The 21,673-nt window shown below is 65.7% G+C and carries 16 protein-coding genes and 1 pseudogene; 6 read left to right on the forward strand and 11 right to left on the reverse strand.

Going from position 1 to position 21,673, the window contains the following annotated elements; translation table 11 throughout:
- Nucleotides 1–39 precede the first annotated feature (39 nt).
- The 4 genes and pseudogenes from ACP15K_RS09785 to ACP15K_RS09800 all read right to left on the reverse strand — a co-directional run bounded on the left by ACP15K_RS09785 (nt 40) and on the right by ACP15K_RS09800 (nt 5,361).
- Nucleotides 40–1,051 (reverse strand): annotated as a pseudogene (locus ACP15K_RS09785) (IS30 family transposase).
- Nucleotides 1,052–1,178: 127 nt separating this feature from the next.
- Nucleotides 1,179–2,567 (reverse strand): 2-oxoadipate dioxygenase/decarboxylase HglS, encoded by a 1,389-nt coding sequence (gene hglS, locus ACP15K_RS09790; protein ID WP_424990402.1) that lies wholly within the window; start codon nt 2,565–2,567, stop codon nt 1,179–1,181.
- A gap of 24 nt (nt 2,568–2,591) precedes the next feature.
- Complete coding sequence (locus ACP15K_RS09795; protein WP_193142943.1) at nt 2,592–3,854, reverse strand: NAD(P)/FAD-dependent oxidoreductase; 1,263 nt, start codon at nt 3,852–3,854, stop codon at nt 2,592–2,594.
- Nucleotides 3,855–3,858: 4 nt separating this feature from the next.
- Entirely contained in the window at nt 3,859–5,361 is a 1,503-nt protein-coding gene (locus tag ACP15K_RS09800; protein WP_424990403.1) for an aldehyde dehydrogenase family protein, read from the reverse strand.
- A 197-nt stretch (nt 5,362–5,558) separates the two neighbouring features.
- Between ACP15K_RS09800 and ACP15K_RS09805 the strand changes: the two genes are divergently transcribed.
- Nucleotides 5,559–6,332 carry an IclR family transcriptional regulator gene (locus ACP15K_RS09805; RefSeq protein ID WP_193142945.1) on the forward strand — a complete coding sequence of 258 codons (774 nt, stop codon included), beginning with the start codon at nt 5,559–5,561 and terminating at the stop codon, nt 6,330–6,332.
- Between the two features lie 8 nt (nt 6,333–6,340).
- Here the strand turns inward: ACP15K_RS09805 and comE are convergent, their stop codons facing one another.
- The 4 genes from comE to ACP15K_RS09825 form a co-directional block, all read right to left on the reverse strand.
- Nucleotides 6,341–6,895, reverse strand: coding sequence for a sulfopyruvate decarboxylase subunit beta (gene comE, locus ACP15K_RS09810; protein ID WP_424990404.1), 555 nt, complete (start codon nt 6,893–6,895; stop codon nt 6,341–6,343).
- Complete coding sequence (locus ACP15K_RS09815; RefSeq protein ID WP_424990450.1) at nt 6,892–7,398, reverse strand: sulfopyruvate decarboxylase subunit alpha; 507 nt, start codon at nt 7,396–7,398, stop codon at nt 6,892–6,894. The genes comE and ACP15K_RS09815 overlap by 4 nt, the downstream gene beginning before the upstream one ends.
- 127 nt (nt 7,399–7,525) lie before the next feature.
- Nucleotides 7,526–9,457 (reverse strand): acyl CoA:acetate/3-ketoacid CoA transferase, encoded by a 1,932-nt coding sequence (locus ACP15K_RS09820; protein ID WP_424990405.1) that lies wholly within the window; start codon nt 9,455–9,457, stop codon nt 7,526–7,528.
- Between the two features lie 65 nt (nt 9,458–9,522).
- Complete coding sequence (locus tag ACP15K_RS09825; protein ID WP_193142948.1) at nt 9,523–10,584, reverse strand: NAD-dependent epimerase/dehydratase family protein; 1,062 nt, start codon at nt 10,582–10,584, stop codon at nt 9,523–9,525.
- A 180-nt stretch (nt 10,585–10,764) separates the two neighbouring features.
- Here ACP15K_RS09825 and ACP15K_RS09830 point away from each other — a divergent pair, with 180 nt between their 5' ends.
- From ACP15K_RS09830 to ACP15K_RS09845, 4 genes are all read left to right on the forward strand, one after another.
- Entirely contained in the window at nt 10,765–11,817 is a 1,053-nt protein-coding gene (locus ACP15K_RS09830; RefSeq protein WP_424990406.1) for a Gfo/Idh/MocA family protein, read from the forward strand.
- A 99-nt stretch (nt 11,818–11,916) separates the two neighbouring features.
- A complete protein-coding gene (locus ACP15K_RS09835; protein WP_193142950.1) occupies nt 11,917–12,837 on the forward strand; it encodes a glycosyltransferase in 921 nt (306 codons plus the stop codon).
- A complete protein-coding gene (locus ACP15K_RS09840) occupies nt 12,834–14,462 on the forward strand; it encodes a GMC oxidoreductase (protein ID WP_424990407.1) in 1,629 nt (542 codons plus the stop codon). Before ACP15K_RS09835 ends, ACP15K_RS09840 begins: the two co-directional genes overlap by 4 nt.
- Nucleotides 14,453–15,508, forward strand: a complete 1,056-nt coding sequence (locus ACP15K_RS09845; RefSeq protein ID WP_424990408.1) for a formylglycine-generating enzyme family protein — start codon at nt 14,453–14,455, stop codon at nt 15,506–15,508. The genes ACP15K_RS09840 and ACP15K_RS09845 overlap by 10 nt, the downstream gene beginning before the upstream one ends.
- Nucleotides 15,509–15,517: 9 nt before the next feature.
- Here ACP15K_RS09845 and ACP15K_RS09850 read toward each other — a convergent pair whose 3' ends face one another.
- Nucleotides 15,518–16,648 carry a glycosyltransferase family 4 protein gene (locus tag ACP15K_RS09850; RefSeq protein WP_193142953.1) on the reverse strand — a complete coding sequence of 377 codons (1,131 nt, stop codon included), beginning with the start codon at nt 16,646–16,648 and terminating at the stop codon, nt 15,518–15,520.
- A 237-nt stretch (nt 16,649–16,885) separates the two neighbouring features.
- On the opposite strand from ACP15K_RS09850, the gene ACP15K_RS09855 reads away from it, so the two are divergent.
- Complete coding sequence (locus ACP15K_RS09855; RefSeq protein WP_424990409.1) at nt 16,886–18,058, forward strand: glycosyltransferase family 4 protein; 1,173 nt, start codon at nt 16,886–16,888, stop codon at nt 18,056–18,058.
- Nucleotides 18,059–18,115: 57 nt separating this feature from the next.
- On the opposite strand, the gene katG is transcribed toward ACP15K_RS09855, so the two are convergent.
- A complete protein-coding gene (katG, locus tag ACP15K_RS09860; RefSeq protein WP_193142955.1) occupies nt 18,116–20,311 on the reverse strand; it encodes a catalase/peroxidase HPI in 2,196 nt (731 codons plus the stop codon).
- A gap of 135 nt (nt 20,312–20,446) precedes the next feature.
- Nucleotides 20,447–21,529 (reverse strand): SAM-dependent methyltransferase, encoded by a 1,083-nt coding sequence (locus tag ACP15K_RS09865; RefSeq protein ID WP_424990410.1) that lies wholly within the window; start codon nt 21,527–21,529, stop codon nt 20,447–20,449.
- Nucleotides 21,530–21,673: the final 144 nt, after the last annotated feature.

Here is a 21,673-nt window from a genome sequence, read left to right on the forward strand (position 1 = left end):
TGTGAGCTCACGGTGAAGTGCAGTTCCTGATATGTCGTTTTACTCCAGCCGGTTCTGTAACTCCATCAGCTCGCTTTGAAACACCTCAGCGGGCGTTCGGTAGCCGAGGCACTTGCGCGGCGTGGAATTGACGCGGTGGCAAATCGACCTCAAGTATCGATTTGTCAGCGCCGTCGGTTCGGTGGATCTGGGGAGATACTTCCGCAGCCTGTTGTTCGTGTTCTCGACTGTGCCTTTCTGGTACGGAGCTTGTGGGTCACAAAACCATGCATCTGCACCTATCCCGGCTTTCAGGTGCCGCCAGGCGGAGAACTCGGTGCCGCGATCAAAGGTGATCGACTGGCGTGCATCGGCGGGCAGGGGAGCTAGCCCCTGGATCAGCGCCTCCATGATCGGTTTGGATTGGCGATCCTCATTGCGCATGACAACGGCGAAACGACTGACGCGCTCGACCAGAGACGTCACGTTCACCTTTCCATGCTCCTTGCGGAACATCATCAGGTCGCACTCCCAATGGCCGAACTCGGCACGCTCAGAGATGCGCTCAGGCCTGTGGGACAGGCTTTGAACGTCGAAGATGTGGGTCCGGTTATGCTTGCGATAGCCACGCGGCCTGCGGCGGCGGCGATGTTCGGGAAGGTGCCGATAAAACTGCTCCTCGCGACCGTCCTTGGAATAGGCGAAGCGATAGATCGTCTCGTGGCTCACGCGGATCGGATGACGTTCCAATCGCATGCGACCGGCTATCTGCTCTGGCGACCAGCCAGCCTTCAGCCGATCCTCGATGGCGGCCTTGAGTTCAGGATGAGCGATCATCTTGCGATGGACAGCACGGCGCTGCTCGTATTTGTCTTGAGCGACGAGAGCGTGATAGCCGTTCAGCTCCGGTATTTCTTCGTCAGTATATCGGTTCCGCTTTAATGTCCCGGTAGATCGTCGAGGGGTCGCGGCACAATCTATCCGCAATCTCTGAGACCGGCATTTTGGCTTCCAGCCACTTTGCGAGCTTGCGCCGTTCGTCCAGCTTCAGGTGACAATAGTGGGTTCCCATTCTTCATACTCCATGCAACTCTCTGTATTCGTACAAAATTTGCACTTCGTTTGTGAATCCACCCTGATCCTATGCGAAGACGCTGTAATCAGACTTATGTATAAACAATGGGTGCGGATGGTGGCGTCTAGCCAGAAGATGTCGTTCCAGACAGCTGTCGCAAACAAGCCGCCAGCGAGTCCGCTTGCAGGGCGTCGTACAGCGCGAACTCATCGGCCACCGGCACACCAAGGGCCGCTTCGAACTGCTGCTGGTTGGAAACCGGCTGCACCCTGTCCCGCGCCTCGTCGCCAAGGTTGGACTGGAAGATGCCCGCTGCGCTGACCGGCAGGAAGTCCTCGTAGATGATCGGGCTGAGGGTCAGGACACCGGCGTCCAGAAGGGCTGCCACGTCCTGTGGTGTTCCCGGTGGCGGCATCCCCGTGACGGCAAACTTGAAGTACGCCAGCCCCTGATCGTACAGCTTGCGCCAATCATCGGGGAACTTGCGGAAAACCTCCGCCAGTTTGGCGTCATATTCGGCGGTGTTGGTGCCATCAGCGGCCGGCAGAACTGCCGCGCGTACCTCGGCCAGCAACTGGTCATACAGCGTACGCCCCTTCGGGGTCAGCGCCGCACCGCGCTGTTCGATCTCGCCGAACCGGGCGGTATGGTGGCCGTCGTGCCAGCCGCCCGCAGGCGTGGGGAACCGCACCGGCTCATCCAGCGCCTTGAAGGCGGTCTGCCGCAACAGGATCGGACAGGTGCGTCGTGGCGGCCCCTCGATGATCGCCTTGGCCGGGAGGCCGCGCGCGATCATGCCGTCCTGTGCTGCGTCGATGTCCAGCGTGCGCGGGGTCAGATGGTTGATGTGCGGGCCGCGAAACGACACCACGTCGGCGATCAGCCGGTGCGCCTTGATGAGGGCGGCGAAGGTTTCGGCATCGACGCAGGCTTCGGGATGCCAGCGGAAGGTTTCCAGCACCTCGCGCACGAAGTCGGCGGCATCACCGTCCTCCAGACCGCCATTGGCCTCGGCCGTTTCGGTCAGTGCAATGGCCGTTTCGGTGAAGATCTGGCGTCGGTCCAGCACCGCTTGGGCTTTTTCCCGCAAGGCAGCGTCCGCGATCAGTTCCAGCCGCAGCAGCGAGGTGAACACCCGGAACGGGTTTTCCGCCAGATCGGCCCGTGCGATTGGACGGAAGGCGGTGGAATGCACCGGCACCGAGGCCACCGACAGGTCATAGTAGCCCACCGGATGCATCCCCATCACGCGAAAGACGCGGGCCATCATGGCCAGTTCCGCCGCCGTACCCAGCCGGATCGCGCCGTGGCGTTCCTGCGAAATCCGCGTGGTGTCCTCATCCGGCGTCAGGTTCAGGGCGTCGCGGGCCGGGCTGTTCAGGACGGTGACATTGGTCTGGCCGACGATCTTGACCAGATCGCCATAGGCGGGCACCTCGGTCCGGTACATGGCCGACATCGCTGCCGAGAAATCGGCGCGGATCTGATTGGGGCTGCGAGAACGGCGGGTCATGGGCAGGTTCCTTCAGGTCTCGGGTCAGTGGCGCGCGCCCACAAGGTGCGTCAGGACCGCCCCGGTTTCCAGTGCGGCGGCTTTCAGGGCGACGGCGGGTTCTGGTGCGGGATCGGTGATCGCCACCGGGAAATCGCCGGTGCCCAATGCCCATTGCGCGGCGGCGCGGCCAAAGACCGTGCCGGGACCGATGCCGCGCCCGCTGTAGCCGAAGATCGAAACGGCCTTCGGTCCCAGGCTGTGCACGCACGGCAGATGGGTGGTGGTCATGGCGATACGCCCGGTCCAGGCATGGTCGAACCCGATGCCGCGCAATTGCGGAAACAGCTTTTCCAGCTTGCGCCGTGCCCACGCCGCATGAGGCCCCCGGCCCGGTCCATCAAGATTGCCAAGTGCGCCAAGGAGCAAGCGCCCCGACGCCTCCATCCGCAAGGAGGTCAGCACCGGCGCTGTGTCCCAGCAGCCTTCCCGCCCGGACAGGATCGCGGATTGCAAGGCGACTGGCAGCGGCGCGGTGGCCAGTTGGAAGAAATGCGCGGGGATCACCGGGTTCTGTCCGGCCCGCCCTGCGCCATAGGCATTGGTGGCCTGGATCAGGCGCGCCGCGCGCAGCGTCCCCTTGGGCGTGCTCACGCTCCAGCCGTCGCCCGTCCGTGACACGGCAAGCGCGGGACTGTGTTCAAAGATCTGCGCCCCATATTGTCTGGCGACCCGTGCCAGCCCCTGCGCATAGGCCAGCGGCTGGATCGTGCCGGCCCGGCCATCCCATAGCGCCCCCAGATAGGCGGTGGTGCCGGTCCGCGACGCGGTCTGTGCGGGATCCAGCAGGGCAACCGGCGCACCGCGCGCCTGCTGTTGCGCGAAGCGGGCCGTCAGATCACGCAGCCCGGCGGCGGAATGGGCGCAATGCAGGGTGCCGTTGCGCACAGCCTCGCAGCGGATCTGGTGGCGTGCGATCAGGTCGAAGACCACCTCCGGCCCCTCGGCCAGCGCCGCGTTCAGGCGGGTTCCGGCAGGTGTCCCTAGCCGCGCCTCGACCGAGTCGGGGGGGACCCACAGACCGGCATTGACCAGCCCCACATTGCGCCCCGAGCCGCCAAAGCCGATGCTGCGGGCCTCGACCAGCGCGACGCTGGCCCCGGCCTCGGCCAGGTGGCAGGCCGCCGAAAGCCCGGTGTATCCGCCGCCGATGATCGCCACATCCACGGACAGGTTCCGCTCCAGTGCCGGGAAAGACCCCGGCTCGGGCACCGTCGCTCGCCAGAGGCTGTGGGGCGCGTCCATCATCGCCTCAGATTTCAAAGGTGATGCCCTGCGCCAGCGGCAGGTCACGCGAATAGTTCACCGTCGAGGTCTGCCGCCGCATGTAGGCCCGCCACGCATCCGAGCCGCTTTCGCGCCCGCCGCCGGTGTCCTTCTCGCCGCCGAAGGCCCCGCCGATCTCGGCGCCCGAGGGGCCGATGTTCACATTGGCGATGCCACAGTCGGACCCCTGCGCCGACAGGAAATACTCGGTCTCGCGCACATCGGTCGAGAAGATGCAGGACGACAACCCCTGCGGGACGGCGTTTTGCAGGGCGATGGCCTCGTCCAGATCGCGGTATTTCACGACATAGAGGATCGGGGCGAAGGTCTCGGTATGCATGATGGCGGTCTGCGCGGGCATTTCGACGATGGCCGGATGGGCATAGGCGGCGTCCGGGAACCGGTCGGCCAGTGCGCGCCCGCCGCCGTGCACGGTGCCACCCTCGGCGCGTGCGGTTTCCAGCGCGGCCTCCATCGCGGTCAGGGCGCCTGCGTCGATCAGCGGGCCGATCAGCGTGCCGGGCTCCAACGGGCTGCCGATGGACAGGCCCGCATTGGTTTGGATCAGGCGTGGTACCAACATGTCGTAGATGTCGCCATGCACGATCAGGCGGCGCAGCGAGGTGCAACGCTGCCCGGCGGTGCCGACGGCGGAAAAGACGATGGCCCGCACCGCCATTTCCAGATCGGCCGAGTGGGCGACGATCATCGCGTTGTTGCCGCCCAGTTCCAGAATGGTCTTGCCCAGCCGCCGCGCAATCTCGGATGCCACGGCCTTGCCCATGGGCACCGACCCGGTGGCCGAGATCAGCGCCACATCCGGCGAGGCGGTCAGCACCTGCCCAAGGTCGCGCTGGCCGATCAGGGTCTGGATCAGGCCCTCGGGCGCATCGGGACCAAAGGCGGCCACGGCCCGGTCACAGATCCGCTGGATCGCCAGTTGCGTCAGTGGGGTCTTCTCGGAGGGTTTGGCAATCACCGGATCGCCGCAAACCAGCGCCAGCGCCGCGTTCCAGCACCAGGGGGCTGCGGGAAAGTTGAAGGCGGTGATGATCCCCACGACCCCCAGCGGATGCCAGGTCTCGCGCATGGTGTGACCGGGACGTTCCGAGGCGATGGTCAACCCATAAAGCTGCCGCGACAGGCCGAGGGCAAAGTCGCAGATGTCGATCATCTCCTGCACTTCGCCCAGGCCTTCCTGGTAGATCTTGCCGCTTTCCAACGTCACCAGCCGGCCCAGGTTTTCCTTCTCGCGGCGCAAGTCCTCACCCAGCAGGCGCACCAATTCCCCGCGGCGCGGTGCGGGCACCTGGCGCCACGCCTCGAACGCGGTGCGGGCGCGGGCGATGGTGGCGGTGGCCTGCTCAGGGGATTGGCTGTGCACGCGGGCGATCTCGCTGCCATCCACTGGGGTGGTCACGGGCAGGTCGCCGCCGGTGGTCTGCGCGGTGGTCAGGCCGCAGGCGGTCAGGATCTGCTGATGGGCCATGGGCGTGGGTCCCTTTTGTCTGGGCCTGTGCGGGTGGGCGTGAAACATCCGCGCGATGCCGGTCCGGACCATGGTGACACAGCGTGCCGGGGCTTGGAAAACGAAATATATGCCAAGGCCCGCGCGGCCCTGCCCCATCGACGCCCCCGCGGCCTTCGGGCTAGATCACCGGAGCGCGGGAAAGCGGGGCATCCCTGATGGACGAGACGGACAAGGACGGGACGATCCCCACCAACCTGCGGCTGCTGCTGGTGCTGGAAGCCATGGCCGAGGCCGGCGTGCCGGTCACCCCGACCGAGGTCAACCGCCAGCTGGGCCTGCCCAAGCCGACCATTCACCGACTGTTCAACACGCTTGAGGACGAAGGCTTCATCCAGCGCGAATTCAACGGCCGCGGCTATGCCCCGGCCCCAAGGCTGCGGCAGCTTTCCGCCGGGGTTCTGTCATCGCTGAGGATGCGCACGGCGCGGGTGGCGATCCTGAAACGGCTGGCCGCCGAGATCCACGAAACCTGCGTGCTCGCGGTGCCGGATCGGGACGCGATGATCGGGCTGGAGCAGGCCGAAACCCGCCACGCCCTGCGCATCCAATTGCCGTTGCGTACGCGGATGCCGCTGTATTGCACGGCCAGTGGCAAGATGTTTCTCAGCACCTTCGACGATACGCCGCTGGAAACCTATATCACAACCACCGCGCTGAAGGATCGGACGCCGCGCACGATCACCGATCCCGACCGGCTGGCCGAAGCCGTGCGCCGCACGCGCGATCGCGGCTTCGGGATCGACAATGGCGAATTCCTGAACGGGATGGTGTCGCTGGCGGTGCCGGTGCTTGACGGGTCGGGCCGGTTGCTGTCGACGCTGTCCTTTCACGCACCTGAACAGCGGCTGGCGCTGAAGAATGCGGTGCATCTGGTGCCGCAACTGCATGCCACCGCCGCGCGGCTGGGTGCCCTGATCGACGAGGCCTGAAGCGCCGCCTAGGCGCGCACGGCTTTCATGAAACGGTCGCGGATCACCACCGGGTCCAGGGTGATCACCGGCATCTTGGCGTTGCCGCTGTCGCAGCGTACCACGATCACCGTCATCTGGCCGCTGTCCAGCGCCTCTTGCAGAACCGGGCCGGTCTCCTCCCCGCTGCATTCAACCACCCGCTCACACCCCGCCGCCCGCGCCATGCCCGCCAGCGAGGTCTTGCCGCTGGTATAGGTCGGCTGGTCGCCGGTCGAGCCGTAGGAGCCGTTGTCGATGATCATCAGAATGTAATTGTCGGCGGGGTTGTTGGCGATGGTCGGCAGGGTGCCGAGGTTGGTCAGGACCGAGCCGTCGCCGTCGATCACGATCACCGGTTTGGGCTGCGCCAGCGCCAGCCCCAGCCCGATGGAAGAGGCCAGCCCCATGGTGCCCAGCATGTAGAAATTGCTGGGCTGGTCGTCGATGGCATGCAGTTCCTGACTGGGAATGCCGATGTTGCTGATGACAAGGTGATCGCGAAGGATCGGGGCGATTTCGCGCAGGATTTCGGAACGGATCATTGGTCGCCATAGCCTCCCCAGAAGGACGCGTCGGTCAGCACCGCCACGGGCTTGTTGCACATGAAGCTGTATTTCAGGATCGCATCCAGCTCGGCCGCATCCGCCTGCGTGTGGAAGTGATAGGTCGGGATGTGCAGCTGCGCCAGAAGCGCCTTGGTGTGCAGCGCCATTTCGACCTGGCAGGCCACCGGCTCGCGCAGCTCTCCGCGATAGGAAATCAGCAGCGGCAGCGGCATCCGGTAGAACTGGATCAGCGTGGCCAGCGTGTTCAGCGTCACGCCCAGGGCGGTGTTCTGCATGATGATCGCGGCGCGCTGGCCGCCCATCCACGCCCCGGCGCACAGGCCCATGCCCTCGTCTTCCTTGTTGGCGGGCACATGGCGGATCTCGGGGCGGCGGTCGATCTCGGCAATCACCCCGGCCAGTTGCTTGCAGGGCACCGTGGTCACGAAGGAAACGTCGTTGGCGATCAGATCCCCGGCGATCTTCTGGTCGATGGTCAGGTCAGGCGGCATGGCAGTTCCTGTTGCTGGCAAGATTGAGGGGCAGTCTCTAGGCGGCCACAAGAATAAGGTGCAAGACCGGCCTCGGGCTTTCCGCGAGTTCCGGCATGACGCCCAAAGGCTGGCCTCAGTCTGTGGATTTGTCCTCCAGATAGCGGCTGGCCTGTTCGCGGGTTTCATAGATATGCGGGCGCGCCTTGGGGAAGGCCTCGCTCAGCTTCATCCGCATGAAGGCGGACCCGGCATAGCGCGACACGCTGGCATAATACCGCTGTTGCAGGTCTTCGACCATCTGGGCCCAGAGATTGACCAGATCATCATCGATGCGGCAATCGTCGTAGTTCACGATCACATCCACCTTGCGCGGATGCGGTGCGCAGACACGCTCTACGGCGGCGCGCACCATGGCCACGTCATCGGCGCTGCGGATGCGCATTTTCTCGAAGTTCAGGAACAGCCGGTCCGCTTCGGCATCCAGCGCCACGCGCATGGGCAGATCCAGATGCAGCAGATCGACCCGAAGATCCATCGCCGCCGGGCGGAAGATGCGAATGTCCATCTGCCGGATCTCGTCGATCAGCGGCGCGGTTTCCATATGGGCCAGAATATCGGCGTCCAGATCGACACCCGGCGCGATCTCGACCAGCTTCAGCCCCTGGGTGGTCAATTCGAACACGCAGCGTTCGGTGACATAGAGCACCGGCTGGCCCAGCCGCGCGGCGCGGGCACCGGAAAAGGTGATCTGTTCCACCGAGCGCAGGAACTTGGGGAACCGGCCTTCGCGCGCAATGCGCAACCCCCCATCCTCGATCACCACGTCCAGCCCTGCGGCCGTAAAGGTGCCGGCAAAGACCAGGGCGCGGGCGTTTTGCGAGATGTTGATGAAGCCCCCGGCCCCGGCCAGACGCGGGCCAAAGCGGGACACGTTGACGTTGCCCAGGGGGTCGGCCTGCGCCAGACCCAGACAGGCCATGTCCAGCCCGCCGCCATCGTAAAAGTCGAACTGGCTGTTCTGCGGGATCACCGCGTCGGTGTTTACCGCCGCACCGAAATCCAGCCCCGAGGCGGGCTGACCCCCGATCACGCCGGGTTCGGCGGTCAGGGTGAGGTGATCCAGAAGCCCCTCTTCGGCGGCCACCGAAGCCACGCCTTCCGGCATCCCGATCCCGAGGTTCACCACCCCGTTGATCGGCAATTCGAAGGCACAGCGCCGGGCGATGACCTTGCGGGCGTCCAGCTCCATCGCCGGGGTTTCGCCATCGGGCGGACGGATGCGGTTGGTGAAGGCCTGGCTGAAGGTGGTGCCGTAAGTCTGGACATGGTGTTCGGGCCGGGACACCACCACCGCATCCACAAGGATGCCGGGGATCTGCACGTCGCGCGGGGGCAGAGACTTGTTGCGCGCGATGCGTTCGACCTGCACGATCACCACGCCGCCGGCGGCCTTGACCGCCATGGCCTGCGCAAGGTTGTCGAGCACCAGCGCCTCGCGCTCCATGGTGATATTGCCCATCTGGTCGGCGGTGGTGCCGCGCAGCAGCGCGACGGTCAGCTTCTGGGCCGGGTAGAACAGCATGTCCTCGCCGCCAATCTGCATCAGTTCCACCTGCGGTTCGGTGCTGATGGCATTGATCGCGCCGCCGCCGTGACGCGGATCGACGAAGGTCTCCAGCCCAACGCGCGACAGCATCCCCGGCTTGCCGGCGGCGATGTCGCGGAACAACTGGCTGAGGCAACCCTGCGGCAGGTTCCAGCCCTCGATCTTGCCCTCGACCGCCAGCGCGGCCACCTTGGGGATCAGGCCCCAGTGGCCGCCGACCACGCGCTTCAGCAGACCGTCGTGGCCCAGCCGGTTCAGGCCGCGGTCCTTGCCGTCGCCCTGGCCCGCCGCGAAGATCAGGGTCAGGTCGCGGGGCGATCCGCTGGCCAGAAATCGGTCCTCGACGGCGCAAAGCAACTCGTCCGGCACGCCGATCCCGACGAAGCCCGACGTGGTGATGGTGTCGCCATCCTTGATCAGTGCGGCCGCTTCGGCGGCGGTGACTACCTTGTTGCGCATGTCTCTCTCCCGTCAGACGTGCAGAATTTCCGAGAGCGCGCCGTTTCAGGCGCGCCCGTGCCCGCTCAGGTCAGGCGTTTCTTCAGATAGGGGGCGGTGGCGGCCAGACCCTCGGCCAGACCGAATTGCGGCGCATAGCCCAGCCGCGTCTGCGCCCGGTCGGTGGCACAGCGCCCGGTGCCCGAGTAGACTTCAAGCAGGTGGTGGTCGGGGGTGAAGTCGCCGCCCCTGGACAGACGCCGCTTGACCTGTCGGACCAGGGCCTCGAACCGCTCCCGCCCCAGCAGGCGCCGTGCAATGGCACTGACCCGAGCCGCCGCCGAAGGGCCGGAATCGCCGCCCTCGGGCGGTTTTGGACCCAGCCGCGCGGCCAGCGCGTCATGGGGTTCCAGTCGAACCCTGCCCTGCCCGATGGCCGCGGCATAGCCCTCGATCAGCCCGCGCCATGTCTGGCCCTCGGGGCCGGAAATGATGAATCGTTCCTGACCAAGATCGGGCACCTGCGCAGCCTGCAGCAGCGCCTGCACCAGATCGTCCACATAGACACCGTTCAGCACGCCTTCCGGTTCGGGCAGGATCACGTCACCGCCGGTCAGCGCCTCGGCCAGCGCATCGGTCCACAACGACGATCCCGGCCCCCAGACGATGGTCGGCTGCAGGATCGCGGCGGGCAGGCTGCCCGCCATCAACCGGCGTTCCATTTGGATCTTGGCCTGCCGGTAGGGGCTGCCGCCGGGTTGCTCCATCGGGCTGTCCTCGGTCAGGTCGCTGTCGGGCCAGCCGTCGTAGACGACGATGGAACTGGTGTGCACGATGCGGCCGACGCTCGCCTCGGTCGCTGCCGCCAGCAGGGTTTCGAACCCGGCCAGGTTGTCGGCCGCCGAGGCGCGCACGTCATAGGCCAGGTGAAACAGCACCGCCTGCCCTGCCAGCCCGTCCTTCAGGACAGCGGGATCCGACAGCCCGCCGGTGATCGTCCGGGCGGCCCCGGCCACCTGCCCTGCGCGCGACAGGGCCGTCACCTCGGCCCCCGCCGCTGTCAGGGCTGCCACCAGCCGCCGTCCGATGAACCCGCTGCCCCCGGTGACGAATACCTTCGTTCCGGCCAACCCGTTTTGCCCGCCCATCCTTGCGCCCCTGCCCTGTTGTACTTCCCAGACTAGACCACCTCAGGCGCGCCGTAACCATGCGTCAGCCTGACAGATAGCCCGACTGTAACCCCACGTGTTACCGATTTTGTAGGTTTTTTCTGATGAGTACGGGGTCACGCGACCCCCGGGCAGTTTGGCGAGAGTGAGAGTAACCTCATGAAATTCGGCGTTATCGGATCTGCGGGCAAGATTGGCCAGATGCGGGTGGAAACCATCATGGCCCATTCGGACGCCGAACTGGTGGCGGTCATGGACATGACCGAGGAAAAGGCGCGGGCCTTTGCCAATGGCGCCCCGGCCTTCACCGATCTGGACCGCTTTTTTGAAACGCCGATGGATGCGGTGGTGATCTCGACCCCCGCCCATGTGCGCGAGCCGCTGTGCCTGCGCGCCTTCGACCTAGGCCTGAACGTGCTGTCGGAAAAGCCGCTGGCCCATACAGTCGACGCCGCCCGCCGCATCGTCGCGGCGGCCAAGGCCGCGCGCTGCCATCTGGGGGCAGGGTTCAACATGCGCTATTACCCGGCCTTTTCGTATGTGAAAGACATCATCGACAGCGGCAAGATCGGTCAGGTCGACCACATCCGCATCTATGGCGGCCACGAAGGTCTGCCGAAATTCGCCTACGACTGGGAATACAAGGCCGAAGTGTCCGGCGGCGGCGCGCTGTGGGACGTGGGTATCCACATGACCGACATGGCGCGCTTCCTGATGGGCGAGATCACCTCGGTCTACGGGGTGGCCACCGAAAACGTGTGGCAGGAACCCGGCTCGGAAGACAATGCCATGGCGATTTTCAAGGCGCCGTCCGGGGTGAACGCGATCTATCAGGCCACATGGACCGACTGGAAGGGCTACAAGTCTCTGGTCGAGGTCTATGGCTCGCACGGGATGGTGCGCGGGGCCTATGCCCCGATGGAAACCCTGTTGCTGACCATGGCCAAGCCCGGCGGGCCGGTGACCCGCAACCGCAACCGCTTTCCCGAGATCATGGTGCGCGAAAAGCTGAAAAGCTGGAAAACCACGGCACTGGCGTCGTTCCAGCAGGAGCTGGACGAGTTCATCCGCCTGACCCGTGGCGAGACCGGTCTTGCCATCGCCGATGGCCATGCCGCCCTGCGCGCGGTCGAGGTCGCGGCGGCGGTGCCCGAAAGCTCCCGCACGGGCCAAGAGGTACATCTGGAGAACCTCGGGCCGATGATCCCGTGACACGGGCGTTCTTTGTCCCATGGCCGCCCGCAAGGGGGTAGGCTGGCCCGAGGGAATCATCCGCCCGTCGGCCCATTTTTCAAAGCGAGACCCAGTTTCATGAGTACCGATCCCAAGCTTTCCATCGTGGTGACCATCGTCGACGGCGGCACTTACCTGCGCGATTTCCTGGCCGCCTGCGAGCGGATGGAAGATACCCCGCCGCTGGAACTGATCGTGCCCTATGACGCTTCGGTTGCGGATGTGCTGCAATATCAGGACGCGTTTCCGCAGGTGCAGTTTCTGGACCTCGGGCAGATCACCCCGGCCCGGCCGATCACCACCGAAGCGGGCCAGCACGAATTGTTCGACCGCCGCCGCGCCGCCGGTCTGGCCGCCGCCACCGGCGACATCATCGCCATTCTGGAAGATCGCGGCCATCCGCGGCCCGACTGGGCACGCACCGTGGTCCGGCTGCACGCCGAGACCGACTATGGCGTCATCGGCGGTGCCATCGACTGCAAGGAACCGGTGGGCCTGCTGAACTGGGCCTTCTACGTCACCGATTTCGGGCGCTATGGCCTGCCCTTCGACAGTGGCCCGGCGGAATGGGTGTCGGATGTGAACGTCACCTATTCGCGAAAGGTTTTGGAAGACACCCGCCACCTGTGGCAGGAGCGGTTTCGCGAACCCGTTGTCCATTGGTTCCTGATAGATCGCGGAGATGAGCTGCTATTGTCCAATGAACTGGTCGTTGAACACGTCCGCCCCCCCGCCACGCTGGGCGACCTGTTGCCCGAGCGGTTCCATTGGGGCCGCCTGTTCGGCCATATCCGGGCCGTGCATCTGCCGGCGTGGAAGCGGCTGGGCTATATCCTGACCAGCCCGCTGATCCCGCCGTTGCTGTGGGTGCGCCACGGGCTGACGCAGGCATCCAAGGGCAAGGGGCTGCGCTATCTCACCGCCCTGCCCTATGTCATGATCCTGACCGTCTTCTGGACCCTGGGCGAGGCCTGGGGCACCATCACCAAGCGGCCATGACCACGCCGGATTGGGATATCATCGTCATCGGCTCGGGCGCGGCCGGCGGCTGGGTGGCCAAGGAAGCGGCCGAGCGCGGGCTGAAAACGCTGATGCTGGAAGCGGGGCGCAAGCTGTCACCGGCCGATTTTCCCCAACCCGACCACGAAGGCGGTTCGCGCGTGTCCATCGTCTCGCGCGTGACCTCGATCCTGCGCGGCCAGCATGTGCAGGCGCGCTGCATGTCCTTCACCCCGACCACGTCGCATCTGTTCGTCAACGATCGTGAAAATCCCTATACCACCGGCGCGAAGGCGCGGTTCAACTGGTACCGGTCGCGGCAGGTCGGCGGGCGGCTGCACCTGTGGGGCCGCAATGCGCTGCGCCTGTCGGATCAGGAATTCAAGGCCGCCGACCGCGACGGGTTCGGCGATACCTGGCCCGTGACCCATGCCGAGATGGACCCGTGGTATGCCCGCGTCGAGGCGTTTCTGGGCGTCACCGGGCAAGCGGCAGGGATCGAGAACCTGCCCGACGGTCATTACTCCGGCCCCCACCCGCTGACCCGCGCCGAACGCGACCTGATGGCCGAGATGGCCGAAAAATGGCCCGACCGCCCCGCCACCACCTGCCGGATCATTCATCACATGCCCGACCGCACGCCGCCGCCGCTGGCCGCAGCGCAAGCAACCGGGCGGTTCGAATTGCGCTCGGGCGCGGTGGTGTCGCGGATCGAGACCGATCCCGAGACCGGCTTGGCCACCGGCGTGACCTTTATCGATGCGGACACCCACGAAGAGATCACGGTGACCGCCCGCACTGTCGCCGTCGCCGCCTCGACCATCGAAAGCGTGCGGTTGCTGCTGAACTCCAAGGGCGGGCGGCATCCGGCGGGGCTGGGCAATTCCTCGGGCAATCTTGGCCGTTACCTGTCCGATCACCTGATGATGTTCCGCGCCGGCACCCTGCCACAGATCGAAGGCATGGGCAGCGGCCATGACCCCTATGACTTCGGCCAGCAGTCGGGGATCTATATCCCCTCGTTCCGCAACCGCGATGCGGGCGACGATCCGGGCTTCCTGCGCGGCTATGCGCTGCTGGGCTCGGTCGGGCGGCTGGAACCGGGCTGGTTCTTCATGGCCATCGGCGAGGTGCTGCCGCGCGCCGACAACCGGGTCGAAATCGACCCGTCCAAGCGCGACGCCTGGGGCATTCCCGCCGCGAAGGTCACGCTGACCCATTCCGACAACGAACGCGCGATGGCGCGCGACATGGACAAGACCCTGAGGGACATCTGCGCCACCTATGGTTTGCCCGATGATCTGCTCGGCAAGGAAAGCCTGATCTCGAAGATTGCCTACAAGTTCGCCGGACCGCTGGTCTACACGCCCGAGGGCGCGCTGGTGCCGGGCTCGTCGATCCATGAAACCGGCGGCGCCTGCATGGGCACCGACCCGGCCCGCCATGTGACCGATGCCGACAACCGCCTGCACGATGCGCCCAACGTCTTTGTCACCGACAGCGCGTCGTTTCCCACCAACCCGTTCCAGAACCCCGGCCTGACCATCATGGCGCTGTCCGCCCGCGCCGGGGCCCGCATCGCCGAAGACCTTGCCGACCCTGACAGGAGACCCCCATGCGCCTGATCTTCCGCTTCGTGGCGACCGTCTTTCGATGGGTGTTCTACCTGGTGCTGCTGAGCGTCGTGGTGCTTGTGGCGCTGTACTTCCCGGCGAAATCGGCCTTGCGCAAGCTGGATGACGCCGCCGCCCTGGCCGTTGCCGAGGGCGCGGCCCCCCCGGTCGATCTGTCCCGGCTGCAACGTCTGGGCCTGTTCGTGACCTCGCAACTGCTGCCCCTGCACCAGCCCGGCGGGGCCACGGTCGTGGCCGGGAAGGTGTTTCGCGATTGCCCTGACCTCTGCCCCGAAATGGTCGCGATCCCGGCAGGCTACTACCTGATGGGTTCCCCCCTGATCGAGGGGGACCGCTATGTGCATGTGGTCTCGCGCCGCCCGTGGCGCAAACAACTGCCCTTCATCAACCGCGAAGGGCCGCGCCGTCTGGTGCGGATCCCCGCACCGCTGGCCTTTTCCAGCCATGAGATCACCTTTGCCGAATGGGATGCGGCACAGGCCGACCCGGACTGGGAAGCCGCCAGCGGCCAGCCCCCACGCGCCCTGACCTATCAGGCCGACAACCGCGAGACCCTGCCCGCAACCGGCTTCATGTGGTACGACGCACAGGCCTACGCCCGCTGGCTGTCGGCCCGGACCGGGCAGACCTATAGGCTGGCCACCGATGCGGAATGGGAATACGCCGCCCGCGCCGGCACCGTCACCGCCCGCCCCTGGGGGATGGAGATCGGCAGCGACATGGCGGCCTGCGCCGGCTGCGGCCCGGCCTCGGACGGATTGAGCATCGGCCCGGTGGGCCGGTTTCCGCCCAATGGTTTCGGCCTTTACGACATGATCGGCAATGGCTGGGAATGGGTCGAGGATTGCTTCGCCCCGTGGCACGACCCGGTGAAAACCGACGGCAGCGCCCATCTGTTCGAAGAGTGCGAATTCGTCACCTTCCGGGGCGGCAGTTTCGAAGACCCTCCGTGGCAGAACCGGTCGGCCATGCGCGTCGGCCCGCATCCGGACAATGACGCGCCGGGCTCGGTCATCCGCCTTGTACGCGAGATGTAGGAGCCGGGCTCAGGCCCCTTTTCCGGCAAGCGCCCGATAGGTCTTTTCGAACTGCTCGTGCACCCAGTCAGGGCGGAAGCGGTCCTCGCGCGATCGCGCCAGCGCAGTATCGCCCATGGCGGCCAGCCGCGCGGGATCCTCCAGCACCTCGCGCACGCCCGCGCAGATGGCGGGCACATCGGCGATGGGCACCACCTTGCCGGTGCTGTCGTCGATCAGCTCCACCACCCCCGAACAGGCCGAGGCCACGGCCGGGGTGCCGCTTTGGAACGACTCGACGATGGTGAAAGGCAGTGCCTCCCACCGCGAGGTCAGCAGGAAGATGTCGGCGGCGCGCAGGTACAGATGCGGACGGCTGGTGCGCCCGACGAAAGTCAAAACGTCCGTCACGCCCTTTTCGTCCGCCAGTGCGTGCAGGGCGGCCTCGTCCGGCCCGTCGCCCGCGACCACGAAGCGATAGCCGGGGTTGGTCTTTTTCAGCTCGACCGCGCAATCGATCAGGATATCGACGCCCTTCTGGTACATCAGCCGCGCGATGGTCACCAACAGATGCGTGCCGTCCCCCAGAAGCTCGGCGCGCAGGGCCGCAACCTCGGCGTCGGGATCATCAGGCGCGGGGGCGACCCCCAGACCGATGACCTTCAGCCGGTCCTGTGGCACCCCGCCGATGGTGGCCAGATCCTCGGCCGAGCGGTGGCTGGGCGTGATCACCAGATCGCAACGCCGCGCGATCCGTCCGAAAGCGGCGATCCGCTCGGGCTCGGAGCCGTGATAGGTCACCGCCAGTGGGATGTTCAGGCCCATGCGCGCCAGATCGGCCACCAGAGCGGGCGCGCTTTCATGGGCGTGGATCAGGTCCACCGGGTTCTGCCGCAGCCATTGCCGCAACCGCCATGACGCCTTGCCAAGGTTGCTCAGCCGATGCGGCATGTTCGCGCCTTCGCCCGCGACATAGCGGGTGGGCAGGTCCAGAAAGGCCGGTTCGGTTTCGGCGCTGGCCCAGACATCCGGCGTGCCGGCCAGAAACACCTCGTGCCCCTGCCCGCGCATCCAGTCGCGCAACGCCAGAATGTGGCGGGTGATCCCGCCGACCCCGAACTGGGTGCCCATCTGCAAGACCCGCAGTTTGTCCCCGCCCATGCGCACCCTCATACCGTTAAACCGCCGTTGCCGCCCTGTTTAGCCGCAAGCGCGCCGCAGCGGTAGCTTCCGCAGCGGGAACAGCGACCAAATGCGCCACAGGGTAAACACCCGGTTGCCGGGGACGCACACAACCGTGTGGCGACCTGCGCCCGATAGACCCTGTTTGCGAACAGGTCTTTGAGGCCTGCCCGAAACCGCCTAGGACTTGGGAAAGCGCAGACAAAGGGACCGCCCATGAAGATTGCCGTCGATGCCAGCCCCTGGGAAAACGAACGCGGTTTCGGGCGTTTCACGCGGGATCTGATCGCCGCACTGGCGGCGCGCGACAGCGGGATGCGCTATACCCTGCTGTTCGACCAGCCGCCGACCCGCCCGGTGCCCGACAATGTCGAGGTCGTGATCGCCGGGGCCGGGCAAACCATGTCCGAGGCCGCGACCGGCACTTCGGCCCGCCATTCCGCCACGCTGGCCACCATGGCCCGAGCCGCACGGGGGCTGACGGCGGATGTGTTCTTCTACCCGGCGGTCTATTCCTACTTTCCGCTGCTGTCGCGCACCCCCAGCGTGATCTGTTTCCACGACACCATACCGGAACACTTCCCCGATCTGATCTTTCCGTCGAAGAAGAACTTCCGGCTGTGGCAGGCCAAATGCTGGCTGGCCAAGAAACAGGCCACGCGGGTGATGACGATCTCGCAGGCTTCGGCGCAGGATCTGTCATCGATCCTGAACATCCGGCCCAACCGCATCGACGTCATCACCGAAGGCGCGTCCGAGGTCTTCAACCCGGTCACCGATGCGGCGGTGCTGTCGCAGGTGCGCGCGCGCCACGGCATCCCCGACACCGCCCGCTTGCTGGTCTATGTGGGCGGCTTCAACCGCCACAAGAACGTGCTGCGCCTGATCGAGGCGATGCCCGAGATCCTGGCCGCCGTGCCCGAGGCGCATCTGGCCATCGTCGGGCGCACCACCGGCGCGCGCTTCTGGGACAATGTGGACGAATTGAAGGCCGGGGCCAGCGCCGATGCGCGCGCCTCGGACGCCATTACCTTCACCGGAGAAATCGACGACAACGAACTGGCGACCCTGCTGTCGGGGGCCGAGGCGCTGGTTTTTCCGTCGCTCTGGGAAGGCTTCGGTCTACCCGCGCTGGAGGCCATGTCCTGCGGCACACCGGTTCTGTCATCGGACCGGGGCAGCCTGCCGGAAGTTGTGGGTGACGGCGGGCTTTATTTCGACCCGGAGCATCCCGAGGCTTTGGCCAAGGCCGCGATCCGGCTGCTGTGCGACACCGCGCTGGCCGGGGATCTGCGCAACAAGGCGCTGACGCAGGCGGGCACCTTTGGCTGGGACAAGGCGGCGGAATTGGCCGAGGCGAGTTTTCGAAAGGCGGCTCGCTGCGCCTGACCCATGAAAGAGGGGCGCGCCGGTGTCCCGGCACGCCCCCTGTCGTGTGTATCGCGATCACTTCACGTCGAAGCGATCCGCCTCCATGACCTTGGTCCAGGCTGCGGCGAAATCCGCCACGAAACGCTCCTTGGAGTCGTTCTGGGCATAGAACTCGGCCAGCGCCCGCAATTGCGAGTTCGAGCCGAACACCAGATCGACACGGGTGCCGGTCCATTTCAGATCGCCGCTGGCACGGTCGCGACCTTCATAGATGCCGTTCTCGGCCGGTGCCCATTCGGTGTCCATGTCCACAAGGTTGACAAAGAAGTCGTTGGTCAGCGCGTCGGACTTGTCGGTCAGCACCCCGTGTTTGGTGCCGCCGTGGTTGGCCCCCAGCATCCGAAGCCCGCCCACAAGCACTGTCATTTCCGGTGCCGCCAGGCCCAGCAGTTGCGCCCGGTCCACCAGCAGTTCTTCAAGCGAGACGGTGAACTCGGCCTTGGCGTAGTTCCGGAAGCCATCGGCCTGCGGTTCCAGCACCTCGAACGCCTCCACATCGGTCTCCTCGGCACTGGCGTCGGTGCGTCCCGGTGTGAAGGGCAGGGACAGATCATGCCCCGCGTTCTTCGCCGCCCGTTCGACCGCCGCATCGCCCGCCAGAACGATCAGATCGGCCAGAGAGACCTTCTTGTTGCCCGATTGTGCGCCGTTGAAGTCGGCCTGGATGCCTTCCAGAACCGACAGCACCTGTGCCAGCTGGTCGGGCTGGTTGACCGCCCAGTCCTTCTGCGGCGCCAGACGGATGCGTGCCCCGTTCGCACCGCCGCGCTTGTCGGAATCGCGATAGGTCGAGGCCGAGGCCCAGGCCGCCGACACCAGCGCCGCGTTGGACAGGTCGCTGGCCAGAACCTTTGCCTTCAGATCGGCCACATCGGCGGCATCGATCAGGTCGTGACCCACCGGCGGGATCGGATCCTGCCAGATCAGATCTTCGGCCGGAACCTCCTTGCCCAGGTAGCGGGACTTCGGCCCCATGTCGCGATGGGTCAGCTTGAACCACGCCCGCGCGAAGGCATCGGCGAATTCCTCGGGGTTGGCATGGTAATGGCGCGAGATCTTCTCGTATTCCGGGTCCATCTTCATGGCCATGTCCGCCGTGGTCATCATCAGCTTGACGGGTGCGTCCGACCCGTCGACCTGCGGCGCGTGGTCGTCGTTCGAAAGTTCGACCGCCTGCCAGATCTGCGCGCCTGCCGGGCTTTTGGTCAGTTCCCAGTCATAGCCCAGCAGCACATCGAAATAGCCCATGTCCCACTTGGTGGGGTTCGAGGTCCAGGGCCCTTCGACCCCGCTGCCGATGGCATCCACGCCCTTGCCCGACTTGTAGCTGCTGGCCCAGCCCAGGCCCATCTGTTCGATCGGCGCGGCTTCGGGTTCGGGGCCGACCAGTGCCGCGTCGCCGGCGCCATGGGCCTTGCCGAAAGTATGGCCCCCGGCGGTCAGCGCCACGGTTTCCCAGTCGTCCATGGCCATGCGGGCAAAGGTTTCGCGAATGTCGGCGGCCGAGGCCAGCGGATCGGGGTTTCCGTCCGGGCCCTCGGGGTTCACATAGATCAGGCCCATCTGCACGGCCGCCAGCGGGTCTTCCAGATCACGCTCGCCGGAATAGCGCTTGTCCGCCAGCCATTCGGTTTCCTTGCCCCAATAGATGTCGTCCTCGGGCTCCCAGATATCTTCGCGGCCCCCGGCGAAGCCGAAGGTCTTCAAACCCATGGATTCCAGCGCCACGTTGCCGGTCAGGACGTACAGATCGGCCCAGGACAGGCGGTTGCCGTACTTCTGCTTGATCGGCCACAGCAGGCGCCGCGCCCGGTCAAGCAGCACGTTGTCGGGCCACGAGTTGAGCGGCGCAAAGCGCTGGCTGCCGGACGAGCCGCCGCCGCGCCCATCGGCGGTGCGATAGGTGCCCGCGCTGTGCCAGGCCATGCGGATGAAGAACGGGCCGTAATGACCATAATCCGCCGGCCACCAGTCCTTGCTGTCGGTCATCAGCGCGGTCAGATCGGCCTTTACCGCATCCAGGTCCAGCTTCTGGAATTCCTCGGCATAGTTGAACGTGCCGCGCAGCGGATCGGGCTTGGCCGAATGCTGGTGCAGGATCTTCAGGTTCAACTGGTTCGGCCACCATTCCTTGTTGGAAGTGCCACGGTTGCCCGCCATCACTGGCGTGCCATGCATGACCGGGCATTTGCCGCTGTCGTTTCCGTCCATTGTCGTCTCTCCCATCGTCGGTTCATTTGAAGTTTGTGTCGCGAAGCATCGCGCCGTTGTGTGTTCTGAGGTGAGGGTATCAAGTCTTGTCGATAACGAAAATTAGCATGTTTTTATTGAATCAATAATTTTGCCTTATAGGGCGGTGCCGCCATCGGACCCGCCCGCCATCGGTTCCGCAACCTGCCAGAAATGGGCCACACTGATCCCTTCGCTGGAAACCACAACCTGCGTGCGGGTTGGCGCGGGCAGATCGCCCAGCCGTGTCTGTTCGTGCACCAGAACGCGGGCGCCCGGGCGGGCGCGGCTCAGAACGCGGGGCAGGATCGAGGTCAGCACATAGGTCGGCAGAAACAGGAAGATGATCGTGGCGCGGCTCAGGTCGGCCTCTTCCGCAAAACCCTGCAGGATCTCGACACGGTCTTGCAAGGCCGGGTCCAGCGCAGCGCGGGCGTCCTTCGCAGCGGCGACAAGCACCAGGTTGGCCTCGACCCCGATGGCGCGGCACCCGAATTGCTGCGCGGCCGCCAGAACAACCCGCCCGTCGCCACAACCAAGATCGACCAGAACATCCTCTGGTCCGGGGGCCACGACGTTCAGAAGCGGGGCGATCAGGGGGGCGGGCGTACCCAGGAAATCGATGTCCGACAGCGGCGCCTTGCGGCCCGACAGGCGATTGCGCATCACGCGCGCCAGACGGAAAGCGGGATAGGCCCAGCCGAGGACCGCCGGCAGGGGCCGTGCCACAATGTCGGCCATCCGCGGCTGCATCTTGTCCGGCAATCCGCTGCCCGACCCCTCCAGATACAGAACCACGCGCGCCGTCACCTGATCGCTGCGCACAAGGGTGACACGGGACAGATACCGCCCCATTGCGGCCACCTGCCCCGCCGTCGGCTGAAACGGCAGGTCAAAGCCCAGCGGAGCAAGCGCGGTCAGCGCCGGTCCCAGATCCGGCGTGGCAAGGCGCAGGGCGGTCTGGTGATGCTGCAAAGCGCCGTGATCTTCCGGCCCGACCACAGGGTGAACGCTTATCCCTGCGGCCTGGCAAGCCCGCGTGACGTCTTCGCGCACCGACAGCATCCGCCGGGAAATCGCAGCACAGGCTGCAACCAGATCGCGCGCGACCCCGGAAGTCCCCAGTTCGGACGCCACCTGCGCTGCCGTCTGATCGTGGATGGCCGCCACAAGCGCGGCGGAATGATTTGTCTGTGTCACGCGGCAACCTCGGCAGACCCTGGGAACGACTGCCGAACCGTTGCCCGCGCGAAATTTTTTGTCAAATTTTTGCGGACATTTGAAATATTCAGGCTAATATTTCCTTAAGATACATGTTTGTTGGTACCACTGCGAAATGTTCTG

The sequence above is a fragment of the Fluviibacterium sp. S390 genome (genome assembly GCF_049800695.1).
Classification (GTDB): domain Bacteria; phylum Pseudomonadota; class Alphaproteobacteria; order Rhodobacterales; family Rhodobacteraceae; genus Meridianimarinicoccus.